The sequence below is a fragment of the Streptomyces sp. iso_384 genome (assembly GCF_056172905.1).
Map to the genome: position 1 here is coordinate 4564194 of NZ_JBWBTT010000001.1, position 23781 is coordinate 4587974.

The window sequence follows — 23781 nt, forward strand, 5'->3', positions numbered from 1 at the left end:
GTACGGGGGCGCCAGAGCCGGGCCGAGCGACACGGCTCCGAAGACGAGAAGGATCAGCGTAGCCCCCCCCAAAAATTCTCCTCGAACTCCGTATCGCTCCTGGAGGATTGCCCTGATGTGTAGTGGAACGTCCTCGACGGAAGAATGACGTCACCGCTGGACACTGGGACCCGCTCGCCACGAGCGGGGACACTTTCCTCAAGTCCGCACGCTTTCGCTATGAGCGCCAGGTGGAGATCGCCGCCCCGCCCGAATGGATCTGGAAGGTACTGACCGGCGACGCACTGGTCCGCTGGGCGTACGTGTTCACCGGCATGCGCTGGGGCCCGCCGCCTCCGATCAGCGTCGGATCGATCCGCGAAGTGACACTGCTGGGAGTGCTCAGCGTCCGCGAGCGCTTCCTCCGCTGGGAAGAGACGAAACAGTTCACGCACACCGTCGTCGAGGCATCCTTGCCCGGCCTGCGCCGTGCCGCGGAGGACTGGATCATCGAACCCGCCCCCAGCGCCTCGCGCCTGCCCCCTGGACACTGGCAGTCGAAGCCCGCCCGCTGGCCTCGCCCCTCGTGTGGGCAGGCAGTCCGATCACCCGCTTCCTGCAACGCCGCGTCATGCGCGTCCTCCGCTCCCATGCCGCAGTATGTCGCTGGGTGTTCGGTACGCTCTCGCCGCACTCGATATCCGCGAAGCCGTCGGCACACAATGACTTGAGATCGCGTTGCGCCCGCTGCTCGACGGAGAACGCCGCGCCACGGCGGCCGGGCGAACACCGGAAGACCCATGTCAGCCATCGGCAACTGGCTGATATTGATCAGAAACTTATGGGGTTCTTGTCCAGGACGTAGCGGACGTGCGGGCCGCCGAAGTAGCCGCGGACGATGTGTGGCTGACGCTGGCGTCTGTGGAAAAACCTTCGTGTTTCGGCGGCGAGTTCGGCCTGGTTCCTGGCCCGGTGGGTGTGGGGCAGGCTGCGTTTCAGGTCGGCGTTGACCAGCCCGTCGGGGTTCAGTTCGGGTGAGTACGAGCGTAGGAAGTGCAGCTCGATCTGGTCATGGTGGTCGGCGAGCCAGGCCCGGACGGTTTTCGAGCGGTTGGCCGAGTGCCGGTCGACGATCAGGTGGGCCTTGTGGTCGAAGTGCCCGACGAGCCGGTCCAGGAAGCGGCACATCACCTTCGCGTCGAACGACTCGGTGAAGACCATGAAGTGCATCCGGCCACGGGTGCTGATCGCGGACATCGCATTCACGGAGAACCGGTTCCCGGTCCGGCGGACGATGGGGGTGGAGCCTTGGCGCCCCAGGCGCGGCCGGTGACCTGGTCCGAGCGGATACCGACCTGGTCGGCGAAGAGAACCTCGGCGTTCTCCGCCTTCGCCCTGGCCCGGATCGCCGGCCAGGGTAGACCCGGCCCACACGGAGCACCGTCGCGTCATGGAAGGGGCGCGCCATCAACTGCATACCGATCGGCAGTCCGGTTTCATCTCCACCCTCGCCTGGACGACCCCCTCCGGCAGAGTAGACGTCCAGAATGTTCCTTCCGGCCCGGGCAGATTCCAGACGCCGTCCGATCCCTGACAGCGGCCACCGGGGATTCCCCGTGTAAGGCCAGCACAGAGGTACTGTAACGCTGGGTCACGATGTGGTGGGGCGGGTCGGTACCGCCATCGGAGTGATCATGGTGTCCGGCGCGGTGGTGATTCGTTTCTTCTCGTGTGGCGGTCGTGGGGATCGCCGATCAGGAAAGAGCACTCGCCGATGACGCAGCCCATCCGTATCGTGTTCCGCTCCGCACTACGTGACGCGCCCGCCGCCTGCGAGGGTCTGCGGGTGGCGCTGTACCAGGGCCAGGGGCCGGTCGGCAGCCGGGAGGCAGTGCGGCAGAACATGGACCGGCTGGCCGAGGTCACCGCTCTGGCCGCGGCCTACGACTGCCAGGTGGTGGTATTCCCGGAGAAGTACACGACCGGCTACGCCATCGACCCCGGTCAGTGCCGGGAACTGGCAGAGCACCGCGAAGGCCCCTCGGTCGACCGGGCCCGCCTGGCGGCCAAGGAGAACGGCCTGGCCGTGGTCCTGCCCTACCCCGAACGCGACGGGAGCGGCTTCTACGATTCCATCAGCGTGGTCGCCGCCGACGGACAGGTGGCTGCCAACTACCGCAAGACCCACCTGTACGGGGCCGCCGAACGACGCAACTACTCCTTCGGCCAGGACCTGCCACCGCTCGTCACTATCAACGGCATCACGGTAGGCGTGCTGAACTGCTACGAGTGCGAGTTCCCGCCGCTCTACCAGTACCTGGCCGAGCACGGCGCACAGATCGTGCTGGGCCCCACCGCGGCCGACGGCCACTTCCGTCTGGCCGACGGCACCATGAGCCGCGTCCCCTACCAGGACGCCACCCGCCACATCATCCCTGCCATGGCCAGCATCTGGCGTCTGTTCGTCGCCTACGCCAACCGCCGCGGCTGGGAACAGGTCCCCGCAGGCGCCTGGCAGTACCAGGGAAACTCCGGCATCTGGGGCCCCGACGGCGAACCGCTGGTGGCGGCCACCGCCGAGGACCGTCAACAGGACTGCCTCCTGATCGCCGACTGCCTGCCCGCGACCATCCCACCCTTCAGTCCCGAGGGACACCACTCCACCGACAACCGCCTGGCCCTCAACCCGGTCCTACGCCCCGCCCCCTGAGAACGGAAGCCGGCCACCTGGGGATGCACACAGCGCCGCTACCATCCGTGGCCAGTTGGATCTCCCCGCTGACTGGCCGCCAGCGGGGAGATCCAGCTGGCCACTATCAGGCCAGGAAAGAACGTGGCACCCCAGTCAGTGCCCAGTGGCCCGTACAGGCGGTCACTGAGGGGTGGCGGGGGCCCGGGGCGGGCTTCCCGCGGGTGGGGGTCCGCCGGGACTTCGTCTGGGGGGCCGCCCCGGGCTTCGTCTGCGGGTTCTACCCGGATCCGGGTGCTCTGACTCGTCCTTTCGCTTGTCCGGGGGCCCGCCGCGATGGCTCTGGCCGTCGTCGAGTTCGGCTCACGGGCCCCGGCTCCCATGCCGGCTGGCGCGGCCGGCCCGGCGGCGGGTCCGGCCCGGGGCCGGAGATCGGGGCTCAGTGGCCCGCACGGGGGATCACCAGGTGATGGGTGGAGGGCCCGGGGCGGGGCTCCCGCCGGGAGGTGGCCCGGCGGGTCTCCGCCTGCGCGCGTCGCCCCGGGCTCCGTCTCCGGCTCTACCCCGATACCGGGATCTAGGCCCGTTTCCCGTCCATCCGGGGACTTCGGTGTTCTACCAGCTCAGGTCTGCCAAGGCGTCCGCCGCAGGTCCGCCGGGGGCCCGTCCGGACAGTGATGTCCGGACGGGCCCCCGCACAGGTCTCGGCGGACTCCCGGCGGACCGCAGGACGGACTCCCGGCGGACCGCAGGACGGACGCCCGGGGCCCTGGTGGGCGGCGTCCTACGCGCGCGGGGCGTGCCGCGCTCTGGTGCGCGCAGGGACGCTCTCGTGCGCATGCCCGGCACGGGTCGGCACTCTCCGGGCGGTTCGGGGCGGAGGTGCGGGGGCTGGCGGTTTCGTGGGCTGTGGGCTGTCAGGAGACGCGGGCAGTGTCCAGGGTGGGATAGATCCTCAGGTACGTGTCGACGCCGGCGAGGTCGAACAGCCGGGCCACGGCCCGCACGACCGGTCGGGGTCGACGGGCCCTCCTACGCTCTGGCCGTTACCTGGTGGCGCACGTCACGTAGACGTCTGCGGTGAGCGGCTCGTAGAGGCTGCCTGCCTGGGCCCACCAGCCGTCGCTGCGGGCGCCTTCGCTCTTGAGGCCGGGCTTCGACGAGATCAGGACGGACCCGGGCCCGCTCGCGGAAGCACCGCCGCCCACGACCTGACGTCCGTCCGGGCACACGAGGAAGCCGCCGGCCGGGCTGTTCGAGGTCGCCCTGCCCGTCGACCAGGTCACGTCGGTGATCGGGTCGGCGCACATCGCGGAGGCGACGACCCCGGCGGTGCGGTTCGCGCCGGTCGTGCCGGCCACCACCCACTGGGTGGGCTGCTTGGCCGAGTTGAACGCCGCCGGGAAGGACTTGGTGAGCGAACTCCTGTCGCCCTGGATCTCGCCGCCGCCGCCGAGCGCGACCTTGCCCGCCGAGCAGGGCACCGTGACCGGCTGGTCCACCGGCACCTGGCTGAGCGGGGCCTGGACGACCTCGTAGCCGCTGGGCTTCCACGCACAGATCGCCCACACCGTCACCGTGCTGGGCTGACCCGCGAAGTTCCGGGCGCTGGCGACCCACAGCGTCGTGTCCCGGTAGGGCTCCGCGTAGCTGCTGACCAGGGCCACGGAGTCGTAGCCGGAGTGGGTGGCCGTCGCCTCCGCGCCACCGCTGATGGCGACCTTCCCGTCCGGGCAGAAGATACGCACCTTCTCGTAGTCGGGAACGCTCCGCGTGGTCTTCACGACCTCGACGCCCATCAGCGGCGGAGCCGAGGGCGGCCCCGGAGCGCTCGGCGCGGAGAACGCCGGCCCGGCGGCCGACATCGCGAGCCCGACCGCCGCAACGCAGATGGCGAGCCGGGAAAGGGGGTGCTGCCGAAACCTCATGGAACCTCAATCCGTGAAAGCGCAACGACATCGCGCAGCGCGATCACACTAGAGCCCTGCGTGACCGGACGCCAGTGCTGCCTCATCCGATCCAGTGATCACCACCGGCCACGACCCCACGCCCCACAGAATGCCGTAGGCGCTCTCGCACTTGCCACGACCAGCGAGCGCCAGCCGTCCTGGGCGACATGCACGCGACGGCACCACCCCGAGTACTCAGAGCAAGCCCGCCAGCGCGGGGCTGTGAACAGTTGACTCCGTCGCACATCCGTGGTGGCGGACCCGCCCGGTCGGAGAGTCACAGGTCCCGGAGTCGGCAGACCCGCACGGTGCCCGCGGACGGGAGCCCCGCGCGCGGGGGCGTCTTCCGCACGGCAGTCGCGTTCGCCTACGGAACATCGAGAGCAGGGCACTATTCGCACGCTCTGCAGCTGATGGTGGGGGAACCTGGCACCCCGTTGCTGCCGGATGTGCGGCAGGGCCCTGCGATTGACACGCCCGGCAGGGGGGCCAGGTGGGTGGCTCGCTGCTCCCCGGTGCGTCCCGGTCGCGGGCCGAGGTGGTCCGGGTGACGATGGCGGTTCGGGCTGTTTCGCAGACGAGGGCGGTGCACGGTGTCGGATCTTGAGGCCCTGGCGGCGGAGGCGTACGTGTACGGCTTCCCGCTGGTGTTCAACCTGGACGAGGTGGAGCGCTTCACCCGCAAGGGCATGGGGTCGCTGGCCCCGACCGCCTTCAACAGGTTCAGCCATGCCGACACCCTGGCAGGGCCTGACGACACCTTCGTCAGCATCAACAACGACACCGTCTACTCCATGGCACAGCTGGACCTGAGCGGCGGGCCGCTGCTCCTGCGGGTGCCCGACACGGGTGGGCGGTATTACGTGTTCCAGTTCGTCGACACGTGGACGAACAACTTCGCCTACGTCGGCCGCCGGGCCACCGGTACCGCGGCCGGGGCGTTCCTGCTCACCGGGCCGGGCTGGAGCGGCGAGGTCCCCGCGGGTACGGTCCGGATCGCCTCGCCGACCTCGGTGGCCTCGATCGTGGGCCGCTGGGCATGCGACGGCCCCGATGACTTGGCCGCTGTCCGCGCCCTGCAGCAGGCCACCGCCCTGGCCCCCTTCGGCGACCGTGCCGCGCCGACCGGGCTCCCCGCGCCGGAGGCCGCCGTCGACGGGAACGATCTGCTGTTCTTCGAGAAGCTCCGCACCCGGACGCGGGCGTTCCCGCCCGCCGGCGCCGACCAGGACTACCAGCAGAGATTCGCGCCACTGGGGCTGCTGGAATCCGCCAGCCCCTACAGCGACCCGCCCGCCGGGCTGCAGCAGGCGCTGCGGGCCGGCCACACCGCGGGCAAGGAGCGGGTGGAGTACGCCACCACTCACGGCAGCAGCCCGGAGCAGAACGGCTGGAAGCTCGCCTACGACGCCTTCAACTACAACCTCGACTTCTTCGGGCCCGGCACCCTCAACACCCCTCAATGGGTCTTCTCCGACCGGGCGACCGCCCGGGTCGTGCGGGCGGCCTCCGCCCGCGCCGGCCTGTGGGGCAACCACGGCTACGAAGCCGCCTACGCGATGACCTGGAACGACGGCAACGGCAGCCCCCTGGACGGCACCCAGGCGTACACACTGCGGTTCCAGACCACGCCGCCGGTGGACGCCTTCTGGTCGGTCACCATGTACGACCTGCCCGACTACTACCTCGTCGCCAACCCCATCAACCGCTACTCCGCCGGCGACCGCACCCCCGGCTTGCACTACGAGCATGACGGCTCGCTGACCCTGCACCTCCAGCCCGACCGCCCAGCAGACCCGGCAGCAGCGGCCAACTGGCTGCCCACCCCGCCCGGGCCCTTCCGCCCGGTCCTGCGGATGTACCAGCCACGCCCCGCCGTCTTCGACGGAACCTACAACCTCCCCCCCATCACACCCCAGCACAGCCCCGCATAGGCCGCCGACCGCCGAGGTCACGGTCCATGCCTTCCAGGAGTCCCTGGTCAGGGCCCGATGGTGAGGTGAGCTGAGCGGCGCCGGGAAGCGGCGCGGCGGTGGGCGGACAGTGGATGGCACGAATGGGCTACGGCGGAGGTTGGCGGAGGTGCGGTCACGGTCGTCCAGGGTCCAGGCGGAGGCACCGGACCGCTTGCGGCTGGTCCGGTTTCTGGCCGCAGGTGACCTCGCTGAGCGGCCTTGTGCGGGCGAACAGCCGCCTGACGGTCCGTCCGGGCAGCAGCCTTCGACCTCGCCGAGGACTGCACAGTCCGGCCTCCTGGCATAGCATCAAGTTACTTGCTGATGAGGTGATTTCGAAACGACCCCTTCACCAAGTCCCCACATGTCAGACTGCCCGGTGCATCCCACAGGGTGCACCGCAAGTCCATCGCCGCTCCGGACCGCAGGGGGAACCGGAGGCCCGGCGTTCATGCTCGTGGGAGGGGAACAGTGGCATCTCAGGATTCCTTATTCAAGGTCTACGGGGACCGGTCGTACCGGCACGTGACCATGACGCGGCATCAGGGCACGACCATCGCGTTCGCGATGGACACGTCCCATCGGATCGTCTACTCCGTGCTGGACCTGTCCGGCCCGTCGACCAAGGGGGAGGCCGATGCCGCGTACTGGAGCGAGAACCCGGCCGAACTGCCCTTCCCCAGGGAAGTGGCCAAGGTGGGGTACGCCGTCGTCGGCGCGACGGCGATGCCGACAGTCAAGCGGGGCGGGTCCGAGGCGGCCGCCACTGAGCGGCCGACGGCCGGGGAGACGGACTCCTTTCTGTCCACCACCGCGCGGCTGACGGCGGACGCCCCGTTCCATGCGATATCCGACGGCACGTACGTGGTGGTCCTGCGGCAGTCGATCAACGAGACCCATCCGGCCGCGGTGTTCAAGCTGACCGGTGGCGGCAGCTCAGCGGACGCCTCTCGCACCGACTACGTGCTCAGCGGCACGAAGAAGGTGCCGCTGGTGCGCGACACCCTGCTGTGCGACCGGTTCCTGCTGGTGGACGGCAAGCTCAAGCCGGTCCTGGAGGCGCGCTACAAGCGCAGCCGGCACGCCACCCTTGCGGAGTCCGCCAAGGACAGCCTGGGCACCGAGGATATGGAGGGCCGCCCGTTCTACGAGCCGACCCAGGAACTGTCGTTCGTCCGGAACCTGACACAGGGACGGTTCGCCGCCGTGCTCGTGCCGACCGCGATCAGCGGTGCGCAGCGATGGCAGTTATTCGCCCACAACGACGCCACCGGGCGGATCGACTCCTTCAACGTCGAGCAGGGCGCGCAGGGTTTGTTCAACACGCAGGGCACCCGCTTCTACACCAGCCCGGACCCGCTCTACCGGGACGCGGTGTTCGAGCGCAGCCCCGGGGCCTGCCCGTTCACCAAGCGCGAGCTGGTGCCGGTGACGGGCACCGAGGGGTACGCGGAGACCTCGGTGCGGCTGGCCGGCGCCGATCCCCACGTCGACCTGGGCGATCCGGTGGCGTTGCGGTTCGGGGGGAAGCCGTACTCGATCGAGGCGTGGGTCAAGCCCGAGGAGCTCAGCGGCCCCGTGGTGGCCAGGGGCGCGGCGTACCAGCTCGCCCTGAGCCCTGACGGCACGGTGTACCTGGCCCACAACGCCGGCCCGTGGCTGATCAGCTCCAGCGACAGGATCGCGAAGGACGTGTACAGCCACATCGCCGGCACCTTCGACGGCAAGACCGCGCGGGTGTACGTCAACGGCAGGCTGTCCGGCAGTGGGGACATGCCGTTCGTCGACGACGCCGGCGCGGTCGCGTTGATCGGCAAGAAGGTCCACCAGGGCCGGACGGTCGGCTACTTCAAGGGTGACGTCGACGAGGTCCGGATCTGGAACCGGGCGCGCTCGGCGGCCGAGCTCGCCGAAGACATGAATTACCGGCTGGTCGGCAACGAGCCGGGCTTGGCGGCCTACTACCGTTTCGACGAGGGCGCGGGCACCACTGCCTACGACCAGACGGACAACGCCCTGCACGGCACGCTCGGCGCCGATGTGCGGTGGACCGGCTCGGACGCACCCGTCGGTGACCATCCCGGGGTGCGGCGTGACAGCTTCGTGCTCAAGGGCCGCTCGGTGGTGTCCGGCATGTCGGCGGTGCTCTACCACCAGCAGGAGAGTGCCGTCGCCGGGTACCGCCCCGATCCCAAGCCCGCCAAGCGGCAGGCCCGGGTGATGCTGGCGTTCGCCGCCAAGTACGGCCAGAACCCGTGTCTGGCGAGCCTGGACTTCGCGGTCGGTCGCGACGGCCGGCTGGCCCAGGTGCCGGACGTGCTGGACCCGGCGCTGCTCAAGCGGCCGACGAAGGGCCAGGACTCGGAGCAGATCAGCAAGCTCCAGCAGGACATCAGGCGGCTGGAGCCTGAGGTTGCGAACCTTCCACCGGAGATCGCCCGGCTGGACGCCACCGCGGGCAAGGTGGCCGAGCGGCAGGCGGAACACGACCGGCTGAAGGCGAGTTTCGAGGACCTGGAGCGACGCTACTTCGCGGAGAAGGACCTGGTGACCTCCTGGATCTACAACGTGGATCTCAAGACTCCGCGCGTGGTGAAGGACGCGACGGTGCAGCGGCTCTACGCCGTCCCGAGCTCGTCGAACGAGGCCCGGGTGCTACTCGTCCCTGCCAGCACGACCGGCCAGTGGATGACCTGGCGGGTGGAGGCCGTCAGCGATAGTCAGGACGGTCGGCCCTGCTACCTCCTGGTCTCCCACGATCGCAACGCGGACCTGCGCGTGGAAGGCAACTCAACCGCAGAGAACGCCCAGTTGGTTACGGCTCTCTCCCGCGAGTGGAGCAACCCGTCCGAGCAATTCCAGCTGGTTTTCGAGGACGAGTATGTTCGCATTGTCAACCGCAGGAGCCGCCTGGCGATCGGCCTGCCCTCCACCGCCCAGAACCAAATCCCGGTTCAGTCGAGCGAATGCCTGAAGGCGGAGTCGGGTCTGTTCCGCCTGACGCGCCTGTCCATGCGCTCAGGTCTGGACGTTCACTACGTCGCGGCCAAGGAGAGGATGGACGCCGCCCGCGCCCTGCTCCAGGAGGCGAAGACCGCCCAGCAGCGCGTCAGCGAACTCAAGCTCACGTTGACCGCCAAGCAGGCGGAACTGCAGGACGCCCGGGACCGGCTGGCCCGCCTGTCGGGCGCTCTTCAGGGTGACGACGACCTGACGGTGGCGATGCCGCTGCTCGCGGTGGACAGCACCGGTCTGAGCCTGTCCGGCGGCCTGCTGGTATTCGCCCGCGGTACGGATCGGCCCGCGCTGCTGGACAGCGGCACCGGCAACGTCGTGCTGTACTTTCGCGGGTCCGACGACCAGTTCTTCGCCGTGTACTACGACACCGCTGTCGTCCGCGGCGCCCAGACGCTGGCCGGGGACGGCGGCACGCTCACCTTCCTCGCCCGCGACCCCGGGATCACCCTGGACGGCGCCACCATCAAAGTCGGCGACGGCGACGCCCCGGGCCGCTGCGACCTGACCGTCACCGTCGGCGCCGACACCGAGACCTGGAAGTCCCTGCCCCGCAAGGCCGACCAGATGGTGGCCGCGCTGGCCGGGAGCCCTGGCCGGCCGGTGACGGTGGGCGCGGTCGCCCGCGTGAGCGGCAGCACCGTGGAGCTCACCGCGGCCACCCCCGCCCCGCTCTTGGCCAAGGCCCACCTCATGATCGGCAGCGCCGGGTACGCGGTGGACGCGGACGCCCCCACCGGTTCCAAGACGCTCACCCTCTCGACGGCGGTCACCGCGATCAAGCCCGGCGACAAGGTCAGCCTGGTGGGCTATGACTGGGCCCGGGCCGAGTCCACCCGCCCCGGGGTCCTGCTCTCGACCGGCTCCCGGCTGATCTCCCTGACCACGGGCAGCGTCGACTCCGTGCCCAACGGCACCGCCAGGGCGAGCATCACCGGCCGCGGCTGCCGCTGGCGGGCCGAGATGCCCGGCCGGGCCTTCCTGCTCGACGGCAAGGACCAGTACCTGACGCTGCCCGCCGCCAAACTGCCCAGCGTCACCCCGACCGGCGACGTGACCCTGGAAGCCTGGGTCCACCCCGACGCCGGGCAGGGCCGGATCATCCACGCCAAGACGGACGAGTCCGCCTACTCCCTGGCACTGGCCCCCGTCGGGCTGCCCGTCAAGCAGTTCATCGGCGACACCAAGGTCGAGCTGACCCCCTCCCTCGACCTGTCCAACCGCGACTTCACCGTCGAAGTGCGGGCCAAGCGCAACCAGTCCCGGGGCTGCCGCGAGCCGCTACTGACCCATGGCACCCTGCAAGGCCGGACGGACCAGACCCTGCACCTGTACTACGAGCCGAACGCCGCCTTCGGCTTCGCGCTGTTCAGCGACGACCTGACCACCGCTCAGTCCTACCCGGACCTGGAATGGCACCACTGGGCAGCGGTGTACAAGCACGCCACCCGCGAGCAGATCCTCTACCGGGACGGCACCGAGGTCGGCCGCCGCACCTCCACCGGCGTCTACACGGGCAACGGGCCGCTGGTCCTGGGCCACCAGTCCTTCACCGGCACCTACCTCGACGGCCAGATCGACGAGGTCCGCGTCTTCGGCCGGGCGCGCACCCAGCAGGAGATATCCGCCGATTGCAACCAGCGGCTCTCCGGCCGGGAGCCCGCGCTGCTCGGCCACTGGACCTTCGACGGGCCGGGCAGCCCTGCCTCGCCGATCAAGGGTTACCAGGTGGTGGCCCGGGTCGGCGACCGGGTACTGCGCTCCGCGGAACGCTTCCCCTGCAACGACTGGGCGCACCTCGCCGCCACCTTCTCCCAGTCCTGGGCACTGCGCCTGGACGGTGGCGCGGGCCTGTCGGTCGCCTCGCAGAACACGCTGGACATTCTGGAGGACCTCACCATCGAGGCGTTCGTCAAGATCGAACGCCTCGGCACGCCGATGGGCCTGCTCGCCAAGGGCGCCGTCGTCAACGGCGGCCGGGACGGCGTCCCGTACCAGCTGAGCGTCCTGGCGGACGGCAAGGTGGAGTTCGCCTTCACCGAGGCCGACGGCAAAGCCGTCCGGTACACCTCCGAGCGGGCCGTCACCGCCGGCGCCTTCCATCGCGTCAGCGTGGTGCGCCAGCGCCGCGAACCCGACGTCTCCGCCGCCACGCCGGCGAACGCGAACATCCAGCCCGAGCAAGACATCCGCTTCTACCTCGACGGCGGGTTCGTCGGCAGCCACCTGTACAGCGGCCCCGGCGCGCAGGCCAACAGCAGCGAACTGGAGATCGGCCGCGGGCTGCGCGGCGTCCTGGGCGAGGTGCGGCTGTGGAACGCCGCGCGGCCGGCCGTCCAGCTCGGCCTGCCGGTCACCGCGCGTGAGAAAGGGCTCGTGGCCCGCTGGGCTTTCAACGAGAACACCGGCAACGTCACCTTCGACGCCTCCAGTTCCTTCCCCGCGAAGCTGCGGGGCGCGCGCTGGATCCGCGACCCCGACCCCCTGGCCAGTCCGATGCGGCTGTACCGCAACGGCGAACCGCTGTCCGAGGGTGCGACCACCGCGCAGGACACCGGCGCCTGGGGCGACCTCCAACTCACCCTGGGCGCACGTCTGGACGCCGGTAAGCCCACCGAGCTGCTGGCCGGAACCCTGGAGGAGGTGCGGATCTGGCGTACCGTCCGCACCCGGGAGCAGATTTCCGACAACCTGTTCACCCGCCTGCACGGGGGCAAGCAGGACCTGCTCGGTTACTGGCCCTTCGACCGGGACTCCACCACGCCCGGCACCACCCAGGTGCGCGACGAGGGCCTGCGTGGCAACGACCTGGGCTTCTCCGCCAAGCGGCCGCGCATCCTGCTCTCTACCGCGCCGGTGTCCACCGACACCGCCCAGGTGCGCTCGGCCCTCGCAGACGTCCGCACCCCCTTCCACGACACCATCGCCGGCGCACCCGGCGCCACCGAGTACGCGGACCTCCAGTTCGACGCCAAAGGCGATACCCTCGGCGTCCTCAAACGCTGCTACGGCTTCGTCCGGGGCGGCCGCTGGCACCTGGTCACCGGCTACAAGGTGGGCGACCTGGTCACCGAGTGGGTCGGCCAGGCCCAGTTCGACCCGCAGCTCATGGGCTACGTCGAGGGCGCCCCGCCGGTGCCCTCGGAGAACCTCACCGACAAGGGGGACGGCTACGCCGGCGCCTCCTCGGTGGAGTTCGCTGAGGCCGACCAGGTGGTGCAGAGCCTGTCCTCCAGCAAGACCCGCAGCGTGAACGCCGCATTCAACATCGCCCTGGGCATCGAGACCGACGCGAGTGTCATGACGATCACGGCGCCACTGGGTTTCGGCACCGCCACCCCACTGGCCGAGGGCCAGATGAAGTTCGGCCTGTCGGGCAGCCTGGAATACGCCAACACGTGGAGCCAGGACACCAGGGTCAGCCAGGGCAAGAACACCGCCCGCAAGACCAGCCTGGCGCTGACCGGCCACACCGAGGACCCCGCCAAGGTGCTGAACGCCGCGATCGGCCGACGGTACGTGCCCGCCAACACCGGCCTGGCACTGGTCCAGTCCCAGACCGCCGACGTCTTCGCCCTGCGCCTGGCGCACACCGGCGCCCTGGTCGCCTACCGGATGCTGCCCAACCCCGACATCCCGCGGGACTGGAACGTCATCCACTTCCCCATCAACCCCCGGTACACCAAGCAGGGCACCCTGGACGGCGCGGTCGGCTTCAACGACCGGGGCAAGGTCCTCGACCCCGACTATCCCACCGCCGCCAACTACGGCGAGTACAGCTACTTCAAACCGGGCGACGCCTACGCGCTCAAGCGCCGGATCACCCGCGACCAGCAGCGTCTGCACGCCTTCTACGAGTCGATCTCCACCGACCCGCACCGCCGGGACCCGGCCGAGACCCAGGCCACCGCAGTGCTGCACTCGATGGGGATGTCCGCCGGGCAGCAGGAGAGTGGCCGCAACACCGCCGGCAGCGCCGCCGCCAACGGCTTCTCGCACCGGGACCTGGTCAACACCTACGTCTGGACCGCGAAGGGCGGCTTCTTCGCCGAGACCACCGAGGCCACCGAAGCCGTCAGCGAGACCACCTCCGGCTCATACGCCTTCAGCGGCAAGCTCGGCGCCAGCATGGGGGTCAGCTTCGGCGCCCTCGGCCTTGGCTTCTGGGGCCAGATGGACGCCTCGGTGGGCGGCGGCTTCAGCACCACCCGGGCCAAGGGCAAAGACGCCTCCCGCTCCTTCGGCCTGAACGTCCAGTGCGCGCCCTCCGGCGACCTGCAACGCCGCGACAAGGATGGCAAACCGGTCTACGACATCGCCGGCAAACCGGCCCTGGTGCCGGGCAAGGTCGACGCCTACCGCTTCCTCACCTTCTACCTCGGCGAGACCAGCGCCAACTTCGACGACTTCTACCACAAGGTCGTCGACCCGGCCTGGCTCTCGGGCAGCAATGCCTCCGACGCCGCCGCACTGCGCCAGACCCGCCAGAACTCCGCGAAACCCCCGTGCTGGCGCATCCTGCACCGCGTCACCTACATCAGCCGGGTCCTGGCACCCGTCCCGCCGCCCGGAGCGCCGCCGCTGGAGAAGGCAATGCGCGCCGAGAACATCGACAGCAACTACGAACTGATCAAGCGTCTCGAACCGTACGTCCGTCCCGCCGCCACCAGCAGCGCCGCCCTCGCCACCGCAACCCGCGACACCCTGGCCGCCCAGCTGCCCGAACTGCTCCTCCACAGCGCCGAGATCATCACGTACCTCGGCCGCTACTTCGGCATGGCAGTGGAGGACTGACAGCCGCCCGGCCCTCCCACACACTGGAGGGCCGGGCCGCTTACCGTCGCGGCCAACCGCACCCGAGAGCCCGCAACCACCTGGAATCCCCGCGGCACTGAGCGACTCTGTCGGGGATCTTGGAGTTCTCGGGACGGGGCTGTTGGCGCTTGGAACACTTCGGACGGTCCTGCGTAGTTCCGTCCTCCTGAGGTGGTCAGTGTCCGTTCGTCCCCGGTCCGGTGCGGTGGTTCCCGAGCTCACCGCCCAGATGGCGCGGGCCAGTAGCCCAGCGGCACCACGGCGATGTGGGTACGTGATCACCTCGATGGTCTCTGGGACGACAGGGACTTCGCTTCCTGGTACCCGCGCGATGGCCGCCCCGGAATCTCACCGGCCCAGCTGGCCACGGTCTGTGTTCTGCAGTTTCTGCTCAATCTCTCCGACCGGCAGGCGGCCGAGGCCGTGCGGTGCCGCATCGACTTCACGTACGCACTCGCTCTGGACCTGGACGACCCGGGATTCCACCACAGCGTGCTGACGGACTTCCGTGATCGCCTGTGCGAGGACGACCGCGCGGACCAGCTGCTCTCCCTGTCGCTGACACGGATGCGGGAAGCCGGCGTGGTCGCCGAACGCGGGAGGCAGCGCACCGACTCCACCCAAGTCCTGGCCGCCGCGCGGGACCTCACCAGTCTGTAGCTGGTACTCGAAGCGGTGCGCGCGGCCTTGGAAGAAGCCGCCCAGCGGGCACCGGACATCCTCGACGGCCTGGTGGATGCCGAGTAGGCCACCCGCTGAGGGCGTCCAGTCCGACTCCCCAGTCAGCCGCGTCACCCTGTCACCCGGCTCAAGCAGGCGGGAGCGGACGCCCGCCGGCTCCTCGATCGCCTTCCGTACCACCGGCGTGGGCCTCGCGCGGAAGCGTTGCGACAGATCTTCGTGCAGAACTTCCTCCTCGATGCCCGTGGCGGGTTACGTCCTCGCGCCGAGAAGGACGGACAGCCCAGAGGAGCCGTGCGGATCGTCTCGCCTTACGACCGCGAAGCCCGCCGGGCCATCCGCGGCGATACCCGCTGGAGCGGCTATCTGGTCCATGTCACCGAGACCTGCGAGACCGGCCCTCAGGCCAACCTGATCACGGACATCGCCACCACCGGGCCGACCCGGGACACCGAGGCCCTCCCCGGCATCCACATCCGGCTCCGTGACCGCGGGCTGCTGCCCCGGCAGCACCTTCTCGACGGCGGCTACCTCTCGGTCTCGCTGCTGCACCGCTTCCTCCGCGACCACCAGGTCGAACTCGTCGGCCCGGTCAAGGCCAGCGGTGCATGGCGGAGCAAGGAACAGACCTGCTTTACCCGGGACGACTTCACCATCGACTTCGACCAGCGCCAGGTCATCTGCCCCAATGGCGAGACCAGCCACATCTGGCTCGAGCCACCGGCCATGGCCCCCTACACCGTGGCCCGGTTCCGCCCATACCAGTGCAACCCGTGCCCCGACCGGCCCGCCTGCGCCCGCGGCACCGCCGCCCGCACCGTGAACGGGCCTTGACCCCGAATCCTGCCCACCGGCATCACAGCCTCACGGCAGGTCAGCTGAGGTAATGTCCGTGCACCACCAAGCGACGAAGATCCTGCTGTACTCCCAAAACAGGAAGTCACGCTGCTTGCCAGAGGCCGGCGTCGAGGATCCGGGCGGCTTTGGTGATGCTGCCCGGCATCAGGTGCCGGTAGGTGCGGTAGGTCTCCTCGATGGACTTGTGACCCATCCATTCCGCGACATCGGTGATGGGGATCCCGTTGCCGAGGGCGTTCGAGGCGAAGTAGTGGCGGAACCCCATACATTCCGACACCCTCCTCCGGCGGGAGGTCTTTGAAGAACCTCTTCACCCGGCGCCGCTCCATGCCTTCGGTGAAGTAGCCGCCCGGACCGCGTAGCAGGTATCCGTTCTTCGTGGTGCCGTGTTTGGCCTCGTAGCGCTCGATCGCTTCCCGCACAGACCGGGGCAAGGGCACCTCGCGGAACTCCCCCACTTTGCGGTGCTTCAGCTTCGCCGGCTTCAGCGTGTTGGAGTGGATCTGCTCGCGCACCCGGTACACGTCCTGCGCCACCACATTGCTGACGTTCACCGCCCGCGCCTCACCGTTCCTCAGGCCGCATCCCGTCATCATGACGATCTCGAGCGCGAGATCTTCGTCAGCGACAGCCAGCGCCTGCTTTACGTAAACGAGAGACGGAATAGCGACCGTTGCCCGCACATATTCCGGTTCCTGGATCCCCTTCACCGGGTCGTCCGCCATGGCCCCCTTGCCGTAGGCGTCCCGTAGGATGGTCTTGAGGACCCGGAATATGTTCACCTGGTTTCCGCGGCCGACCCCGTCGTTCTCCATCTCGTCCAGGAAGCGTTCGATCACCATCGGTGTGACCGAGTTCAGCTTCCGCGACCCGAGGCGGGGGACGATGTGTACGTTGATCGAGTTGTCGACGTGCTCTCCCGTTGAGTAATCCGTCATCTTGCGCTGCCGGGGACGCCACTGCTTCGCGTACTCCTCGAGCGTCAACTGACCCAGTTCACGGCGGGCCGCCGCCACGGTCGGCGCCGTGGTCTTCTTCTCCGCGTACACCTGCGTAAGACGCTCGGTCGCGTCGTCCTGCGTGCCGTAACCGGACTCCTCGCGCTGCTTGCCGAGCGCGTCCCGGTAGCGGATCGAGTACGGGTGGGGGCAGCGGGTGGGCTTCGCGCAGCCGCAGTCCTTGAAGAAGGACCCCCTACCGCGGGCGAGCTGTCGGGCCATGTGTCGTGCACCATCCGTTCCGGCCCAAGAATCATGCTCAGGCGCCGCACTGCAGGTCGCGGGTCAGCAAGCGGGGACGCGTCCGGGACGCATGCTGACCGTTTGCTGACCTGAGGCGGGCACATGATGCCCCTGACCTGCGGCAACGCCAAATAGTCAGATCTTGGACTTGAACATGGTGCGCAGCACAGTGGACTCCTCGAAGACGGCTCCCTGCCCGCGTATTTGCAGGTCAAGGGCTGTTTCTTCACCCTACAACGAGACGCATGTTCAGGCAGCGCTCCCCAGGTTTTTCAGGACTCATGCTGACCACTTGCCAACTTCCCTGACGCTTCGTCAGTTGACATGGGGAGGCCCCCTCACCCTCCCGGACTCCGCCGGGACGACTCCGCAAGCCTACGCAGCACCTCCTCGTATATCAGTGATCACCATCACCCCGACGAGCCGACAGCGGTTGCGAGCCTCCATACCCCCTGGAAGGGCGTCGCTAGCGCACGGGAGCCCGATGCGGCGCGGGAACCTGGCAGCGAATCCCGGGGCAGCCAAGCCGCCGATTCCCACGACCATGTCACGGCCCGCCCGACGGCTCTCAGGAGCAGCACGGAGCGGGCGCCATGAACCTTCGAGATCCGACTGGAACCGGAAGCGACCCGACACAGCGATCGGCCTCGAACCAGCCTCAAGGAGCCCTTGTGCCCGTGGGACCGCAGTCACACCCCGATGAAAGCCGCACCGACACCAGCCGATCGCGCAGGCACCAGGGTTTCGAGCCTGTCCTCATAGACACCGCCGAAGTCACCACCATGCTCAGCATGTCCACAAGCTGGGTCCACAGGGAGGCGTCAAAACTGGGCTTGAAGGGCTACAAGCTCGGCCGAGGCAGGAACGCCAAGGTCTGCACAAAAGGACCGAGGCCTTCAAATGGCTGGATCAGCAGAAAATGCGATAACGGCAAATGGGCCGCTCGTACTTCGACCCCGATCTGCCTGCGTGTTTCATGAGGCGTCTGATGGGAACCCGGCACACTCGTCCACGAATGCCGGCGCCGGAGGGAGCGGGACCGTGCGCGCACTGACCTATCAGGGAAAGCGGGATGTCCGGGTGGAGTCGGTCCCGGATCCGCGGATCCAGGATTCGACGGACATCATCGTCAAGATCACGTCCACCGGGATCTGCGGGTCCGATCTTCACCTCTACGAGGTCCTTGGTCCCTATCTCGACCCGGGTGACATTCTGGGTCACGAACCCATGGGAGTCGTGGAGGCGGTCGGCCGTGAGGTGACCGCCGTCGCTCCGGGGGACCGGGTCGTGATCCCCTTCAACGTGTCCTGCGGGCACTGCTACATGTGCGGGCAGGGACTGCACTCGCAGTGCGAGACCACTCAGGTTCGCGAGCGAGGCACCGGCGCGTCCCTGTTCGGGTACACCAAGCTCTACGGGCAGGTGCCTGGAGGCCAGGCGGAGTACCTGCGGGTCCCCTTCGGCAACGACTTGCCCATCAAGGTCCCGCACGGGCCCTCGGATGACCGGTTCGTGTATCTCTCCGACGTGCTGCCCACCGCCTGGCAGGCCGTGGAGTATGCGGACATCCCGCCCGGCGGCAGCGTCACCGTCCTGGGCCTCGGCCCGATCGGCGCCATGGCCGCCCGCATCGCCCGCCACCGGGGCGCCGGTCTCGTCATCGGCGTGGACCTGGTTCCCGAACGCCTCGACCGGGCGAGCAGGTACGGCGCGACCTGTCTCGACCTGCGCCGCTACGGCGAGAACCTAGGTGATGCCGTCCGCGACCTCACGGACGGGCGCGGCACGGACGCGGTGATCGAGGCGGTCGGCATGGAGGCCCACGGCTCTCCCGTGGCCAAGGCGGCGCACACGGCGGTCGGCCTGCTGCCCGACGGGATCGCGCAGCGCATGATGGAAACAGCGGGGACCGACCGTCTCGCCGCGCTGCATGCGGCGATCGACCTGGTGCGCCGGGGCGGCACGATCTCCGTCTCCGGCGTGTACGGCGGCAGCACTGACCCGATGCCCCTGCTCACCATCTTCGACAAGCAGATCCAGCTGCGCATGGGGCAGGCCAACGTCAAGCGATGGGTGGATGACCTCCTGCCCCTGCTCACCGAAGACGACCCGCTGGGCGTGGACTCCTTCGCCACTCACCACCTGCCACTGGAAGAGGGCCCGAAGGCTTACGAGACGTTCCAGAAGAAGGCCGACGGCATGATCAAGACCCTGCTCGTCCCCTGACCCGGCGACGGAGACCGGTGCGCAGCCACGAAGGAAGGAGACCCCGGCATGAAGAACAACGGCCCTGGTTCTGGCCAGCGAGTCGTGGTCACCGGAGCCACCGGCAACGTGGGAACGAGCGTGGTGCGCGCGCTCGCCGCCGACCCCGACATCGGCTCGGTCCTGGGGCTGGCCCGCAGACGGCCCGGGCTGGAGATCCCGAAGGTGGAGTGGGACACCATCGATCTGTCCCGGGCCGACAGCGAGGACCGGCTCGTCGGTCTCCAGCGAGGCGCCGATGCCGTTGTCCACCTGGCCTGGCGCTTTCAGCCCACCCACGACCCGGTAGTGACCTGGCAGAGCAACGTGCTGGGCTCCCAGCGCGTCTTCGAGGCCGCGGCACACAGCGGGGTTCCCGCCCTGGTGCACGCCTCGTCCGTCGGCGCATACTCCCCAGGCCCCAAGGACGAACCCGGCGTCGATGAGGAGTGGCCCACCGACGGCTGGCCGGACGCGGCCTACTGCCGGGAGAAGGCCTACCTGGAGCGCGTCCTCGACACCTTCGAACTGCGGCACCCGCAGATCCGGGTGGTCCGCATGCGGCCCGGATTCCTCTTCAAGGGGACCGCCGCCCCCGAGCAGCGGCGGATCTTCGCCGGCCGCTACGCCCCCGGACCACTCCTGCGGCCCGACCTGCTGCCCTTCATACCCGACCTGGACGGGCTGCGATTCCAGGTCCTCCACACCGACGACGCCGCGGAGGCCTACCGGCTTGCCGTGCTCCGCGATGTACGGGGCCCCTTCAACCTGGCGGCAGACCCGGTCGTCGACGCCCGCAGGCTGGCGGACCTGCTCGATGCCCGGATCGTGCGGATCCCCAGGGCCCTGGTCCGCACGGCACTCGCAGCCGCCTGGCGGGCCCACGCCGTACCGGCCTCCCCGCACCTGTTCGACGCGGTGCTGCGGCTGCCCGTACTGGACTCCGGACGCGCCCGCGACGTACTGGGCTGGCAGCCCACGCGTACGGCGGAAGATGCGCTGAACGCCTTCCTACGAGGTGTGCGTGAAGGTACCGGCGAAGACACGGCACCGTTGTCCGGCCGAAAGACCGGCTGATCCACCCACAGCCGCGCCGTCGGCAAAGATCCGGCGGATCGGCCCGCAGGCACCGGGCGTATCCGATGCACCGGACCTTCGCGACGACGGACGACCAGAAAGGACCACCATGGCGAGCAGTGAACAGCCCGAGGACCCCAATACGGCCCATCCCCGCCCCGATTTCCCTCAGCAGGACCAGGCACACCCCGGCTGGACCGGCCCCATGGACCCGCCGCCCGACCACGGCGAGGAGTCCTACCGGGGCTCCGGCCTGCTCCACGGGCGGAAGACCGTCATCAGCGGAGGCGACTCCGGTATCGGCCGCGCGGTCGCCCTGGCCTACGCCCGCGAGGGAGCGGACGTGGTCTTCACCCACCTCCCCGAAGAGGGGAAGGAAGCCGGGGAGACGGTTCGCCTGGTAGAGCAAGCGGGCCGCCGGGCGCTACCCGTCGTCTGTGACATCCGGGACGAGAAGCAGTGCCGTTCCCTCATCGAGCAAGCGGTGTCCGAGTTCGGCCGCATCGATGTCCTGGTCAACAACGCGGCGTACCAGATGTCTCAGCCCGACGGGATCTCCGCGATCTCGACCGAGCAGTTCGACCGGGTGATGCGCACCAACCTCTACGGCATGTTCTGGCTGTGCAAGAGCGCCCTGCCACACATTCCGGCAGGAGGGTCGATCATCAACACCACCTCGGTGCAGGCGTACAAGCCGAGCCCCCACCTCCTCGACTACGCGATGACGAAGGGGGCGATCGTCACCTTCACCCAGGGCCTGGCCCAGATGCTGGCCTCCGACGGCATCCGCGTGAACGCGGTCGCCCCGGGCCCGGTCTGGACGCCCCTCATCCCGGCGACCCTGCCCGACACCGCCGAGTTCGGGAAGCAGAGCCCGCTGGGCCGCCCGGCACAGCCCGCCGAGATGGCACCCGCCTTCGTCTTCCTCGCCTCCCGGAACGCCTCGTTCATCACCGGCGAGATCATGAACGCCACCGGCGGCACACCGCTTCCCTGATCCGTGAAAGGCAGGCTGATTTGACCGCGCGCCGGTCGGGAAGGCGTGTCAGCTGATTTGCCCACGTGCCGGTCGAGAAGGCGTGCCATACGACCATGAACCATCATGAAACACCAGTTCTCGACGCTCTCGCCGCCTATCGTGACCGGGGCGAGTTGGGCTTCTCCCCGCCCGGTCACAAGCAGGCGCGAGGCGCTGCCCCAGCCGTGCGCGCCGTGCTGGGCGACGCGGTGTTCTTCGGAGACGTCCTGGCCACAGGAGGGCTGGACGACCGCCGGGAGAAATCCTCCGTACTACAGCGGGCCGAAAACCTCATGGCCGACGCCGTCCACGCGGAGCACACCTTCTTCTCCACCTGCGGCAGCTCCTTGTCCGTCAAAGCCGCCATGCTCAGCGTCGCCGCACCCCACCAGAAGCTGCTGGTCGGCAGGGACGCCCACAAGTCCGTCATCGCCGGCCTCATCCTCTGCGGCATCGAGCCTGTCTGGCTGGAACCCCAGTGGGACAGGGAGCGGCATCTCGCACACCCGCCCTCCCCCTCCACTCTGGAAGAAGCCTTCACCCGGCACCCGGCACCCGGACGCACGCGGCGCCCTGATCACCAGCCCCACCCCGTACGGCACGGCGGCCGACCTGCGCGCCATGGCCGACATCTGTCACCGGCGCTCCAAGCCGCTGATCGTCGACGAGGCCTGGGGCGCCCACCTGCCGTTCCACCCGGACCTGCCGTCCTGGGCCATGGACGCCGGCGCCGACGTCTGCGTCACCAGCATCCACAAGATGGGCAGCGGCCTGGAACAAGGCTCCGTCTTTCACCTCCAGGGCGACCTGGTGGACCGCGACACCCTCGCCTCCCGGGCCGACCTTCTCGGCACCACCAGCCCCTCCGTGCTGCTCTACGCCGGAATCGACGGTTGGCGCCGACAGATGGTCCTGGAAGGCCACGGGCTGCTCTCCCGAGCGCTCGACCTCGTAGCGACGGTCCGCCGACGCATCGAGGAGATCGAGGGAATGCACGTCAACGGGGAGGACGACTTCTGCGGACCCGGAGCGGCCGCCGAGTTCGACCCCCTCCCTGTGATCATCGACATCGAGGAACTGGGCACCACCGGGTACCGGGCGGCTGACTGGCTGCGCGAGCACCACCGGATCGACATGCACCTCGTCGACCACCGCCGGATCAGCGCCCAGTTCACCCACGCCGACGACAAGGACACCGCCGACCGGCTGCTGGCGACCCTACGTGACCTGGCCGACCACGCGCACACGCTCCGCCCCGCTCCCGAGGTACAGGTGCCCACGCCCGCCGAGCTCCGTCCCGACCAGGTATGTCTGCCGCGCGACGCCTACTTCGCCCGGACACAGGACGTCCCTCCGCCGGAAGCCGTAGGCCGCGTCGCCGCCGAGATGCTCACGCCCTACCCTCCCGGCATTCCGGCCGTACTGCCCGGAGAGCGGATCACCGACCCCCTCCTGCGCTACCTGCGCACCGGCGTCGAGGCAGGCATGAACATCCCTGACCCCGCCGACCCCACCCTTCAGACCATCCGCGTCCGCACCGAGGGCCCCTGACAACCACGCCCCGACAGCTTCGGCCCGAACAACGCCGTCCCCGGGAACACCGCGACGGGCCCAGCGCCCCGCCCGCTCAGACCAAGGAGAAGCCCCGCATGCGTGCTCTCGCTCTCGTCTGCACCCTGAACGCCTCACCCGCCCCCTCCAGCAGCCAGTACCTGGCCGAGCAGGTCATGGCCAAGTTCGCCCACCATGACGTCCAGGGAGAGGTCATCCGGGTCGCCGACCACGATGTCCGCCCGGGGATCGGCGTGGACATGGGCAACGGCGACGCGTGGCCGGCCCTGCGGGAGAAGGTGCTGGCCGCCGACATCCTCCTCGTCGCCACCCCCATCTGGCTCGGGCACCCCTCCAGCGTCTGCCAGCAGGTCCTGGAACGTCTCAACGCCGAGTCCTCCGAGACCGACGACCAGGGCCGCCCGCACACCTACGGCAAAGTCGCCGCCGTGGCCGTCGTCGGCAACGAGGACGGCGCGCACAAGGTCAGCGCCGACGTGTTCCAGGGCCTCAACGACGTCGGCTTCTCGCTCGCCCCTGGAGCCGTCACGTACTGGGTCGGCGAAGCCATGCACGGCACCGACTACCAGGACCTGGACGAAACCCCCGAAGCCGTCGCCTCCACCACCGAGGCCCTCGCGGCCAACGCTGTCCACCTGGCCCGCCTTCTCGCCGACAGCCCCTACCCGGCAGCCTGATCCGCGCTCGC

12 protein-coding genes and 1 pseudogene are annotated in these 23781 nt (G+C 69.3%); 10 read left to right on the forward strand and 3 right to left on the reverse strand.

Going from position 1 to position 23781, the window contains the following annotated elements:
• Positions 1 to 810 precede the first annotated feature (810 nt).
• Positions 811 to 1431, reverse strand: coding sequence for an IS630 family transposase (locus AC0VY3_RS20520; protein WP_475550230.1), 621 nt, complete (start codon positions 1429 to 1431; stop codon positions 811 to 813).
• A gap of 322 nt (positions 1432 to 1753) precedes the next feature.
• Here AC0VY3_RS20520 and AC0VY3_RS20525 point away from each other — a divergent pair, with 322 nt between their 5' ends.
• Positions 1754 to 2689, forward strand: coding sequence for a nitrilase-related carbon-nitrogen hydrolase (locus tag AC0VY3_RS20525; protein ID WP_103509383.1), 936 nt, complete (start codon positions 1754 to 1756; stop codon positions 2687 to 2689).
• A 1025-nt stretch (positions 2690 to 3714) separates the two neighbouring features.
• On the opposite strand, the gene AC0VY3_RS20530 is transcribed toward AC0VY3_RS20525, so the two are convergent.
• Positions 3715 to 4596 (reverse strand): hypothetical protein, encoded by an 882-nt coding sequence (locus AC0VY3_RS20530; protein WP_475550231.1) that lies wholly within the window; start codon positions 4594 to 4596, stop codon positions 3715 to 3717.
• A gap of 614 nt (positions 4597 to 5210) precedes the next feature.
• Between AC0VY3_RS20530 and AC0VY3_RS20535 the strand changes: the two genes are divergently transcribed.
• The 4 genes from AC0VY3_RS20535 (at position 5211) to AC0VY3_RS20550 (ending at position 15917) form a co-directional block, all read left to right on the forward strand.
• Positions 5211 to 6551: a DUF1254 domain-containing protein gene (locus AC0VY3_RS20535; RefSeq protein ID WP_358769947.1), complete on the forward strand. Its 1341-nt coding sequence runs from the start codon at positions 5211 to 5213 to the stop codon at positions 6549 to 6551.
• 588 nt (positions 6552 to 7139) lie between these two features.
• The gene (locus AC0VY3_RS20540; protein ID WP_475550232.1) at positions 7140 to 14381 is read left to right on the forward strand and encodes a LamG-like jellyroll fold domain-containing protein; all 7242 of its coding nucleotides are present in this window, start codon (positions 7140 to 7142) and stop codon (positions 14379 to 14381) included.
• 285 nt (positions 14382 to 14666) lie between these two features.
• Positions 14667 to 15062 carry a transposase gene (locus AC0VY3_RS20545; RefSeq protein WP_358769945.1) on the forward strand — a complete coding sequence of 132 codons (396 nt, stop codon included), beginning with the start codon at positions 14667 to 14669 and terminating at the stop codon, positions 15060 to 15062.
• Positions 15063 to 15377: 315 nt separating this feature from the next.
• Positions 15378 to 15917: a hypothetical protein gene (locus AC0VY3_RS20550; protein ID WP_358872553.1), complete on the forward strand. Its 540-nt coding sequence runs from the start codon at positions 15378 to 15380 to the stop codon at positions 15915 to 15917.
• Here the strand turns inward: AC0VY3_RS20550 and AC0VY3_RS20555 are convergent.
• Positions 15818 to 17161 carry a tyrosine-type recombinase/integrase gene (locus AC0VY3_RS20555; RefSeq protein WP_475550233.1) on the reverse strand — a complete coding sequence of 448 codons (1344 nt, stop codon included), beginning with the start codon at positions 17159 to 17161 and terminating at the stop codon, positions 15818 to 15820. The genes AC0VY3_RS20550 and AC0VY3_RS20555 overlap by 100 nt on opposite strands.
• A gap of 1062 nt (positions 17162 to 18223) precedes the next feature.
• On the opposite strand from AC0VY3_RS20555, the gene AC0VY3_RS20560 reads away from it, so the two are divergent.
• From AC0VY3_RS20560 to AC0VY3_RS20580, 5 genes and pseudogenes are all read left to right on the forward strand, one after another.
• The gene (locus tag AC0VY3_RS20560) at positions 18224 to 19408 is read left to right on the forward strand and encodes a zinc-dependent alcohol dehydrogenase (protein WP_103509350.1); all 1185 of its coding nucleotides are present in this window, start codon (positions 18224 to 18226) and stop codon (positions 19406 to 19408) included.
• A 48-nt stretch (positions 19409 to 19456) separates the two neighbouring features.
• Complete coding sequence (locus AC0VY3_RS20565; RefSeq protein ID WP_475550234.1) at positions 19457 to 20503, forward strand: SDR family oxidoreductase; 1047 nt, start codon at positions 19457 to 19459, stop codon at positions 20501 to 20503.
• A 109-nt stretch (positions 20504 to 20612) separates the two neighbouring features.
• Complete coding sequence (locus tag AC0VY3_RS20570; protein ID WP_103509348.1) at positions 20613 to 21500, forward strand: SDR family oxidoreductase; 888 nt, start codon at positions 20613 to 20615, stop codon at positions 21498 to 21500.
• Between the two features lie 95 nt (positions 21501 to 21595).
• Positions 21596 to 23072, forward strand: a pseudogene (locus tag AC0VY3_RS20575) (aminotransferase class I/II-fold pyridoxal phosphate-dependent enzyme).
• 98 nt (positions 23073 to 23170) lie between these two features.
• Complete coding sequence (locus tag AC0VY3_RS20580) at positions 23171 to 23770, forward strand: flavodoxin family protein (RefSeq protein ID WP_103509346.1); 600 nt, start codon at positions 23171 to 23173, stop codon at positions 23768 to 23770.
• The last annotated feature ends 11 nt before the right edge of the window (positions 23771 to 23781 follow it).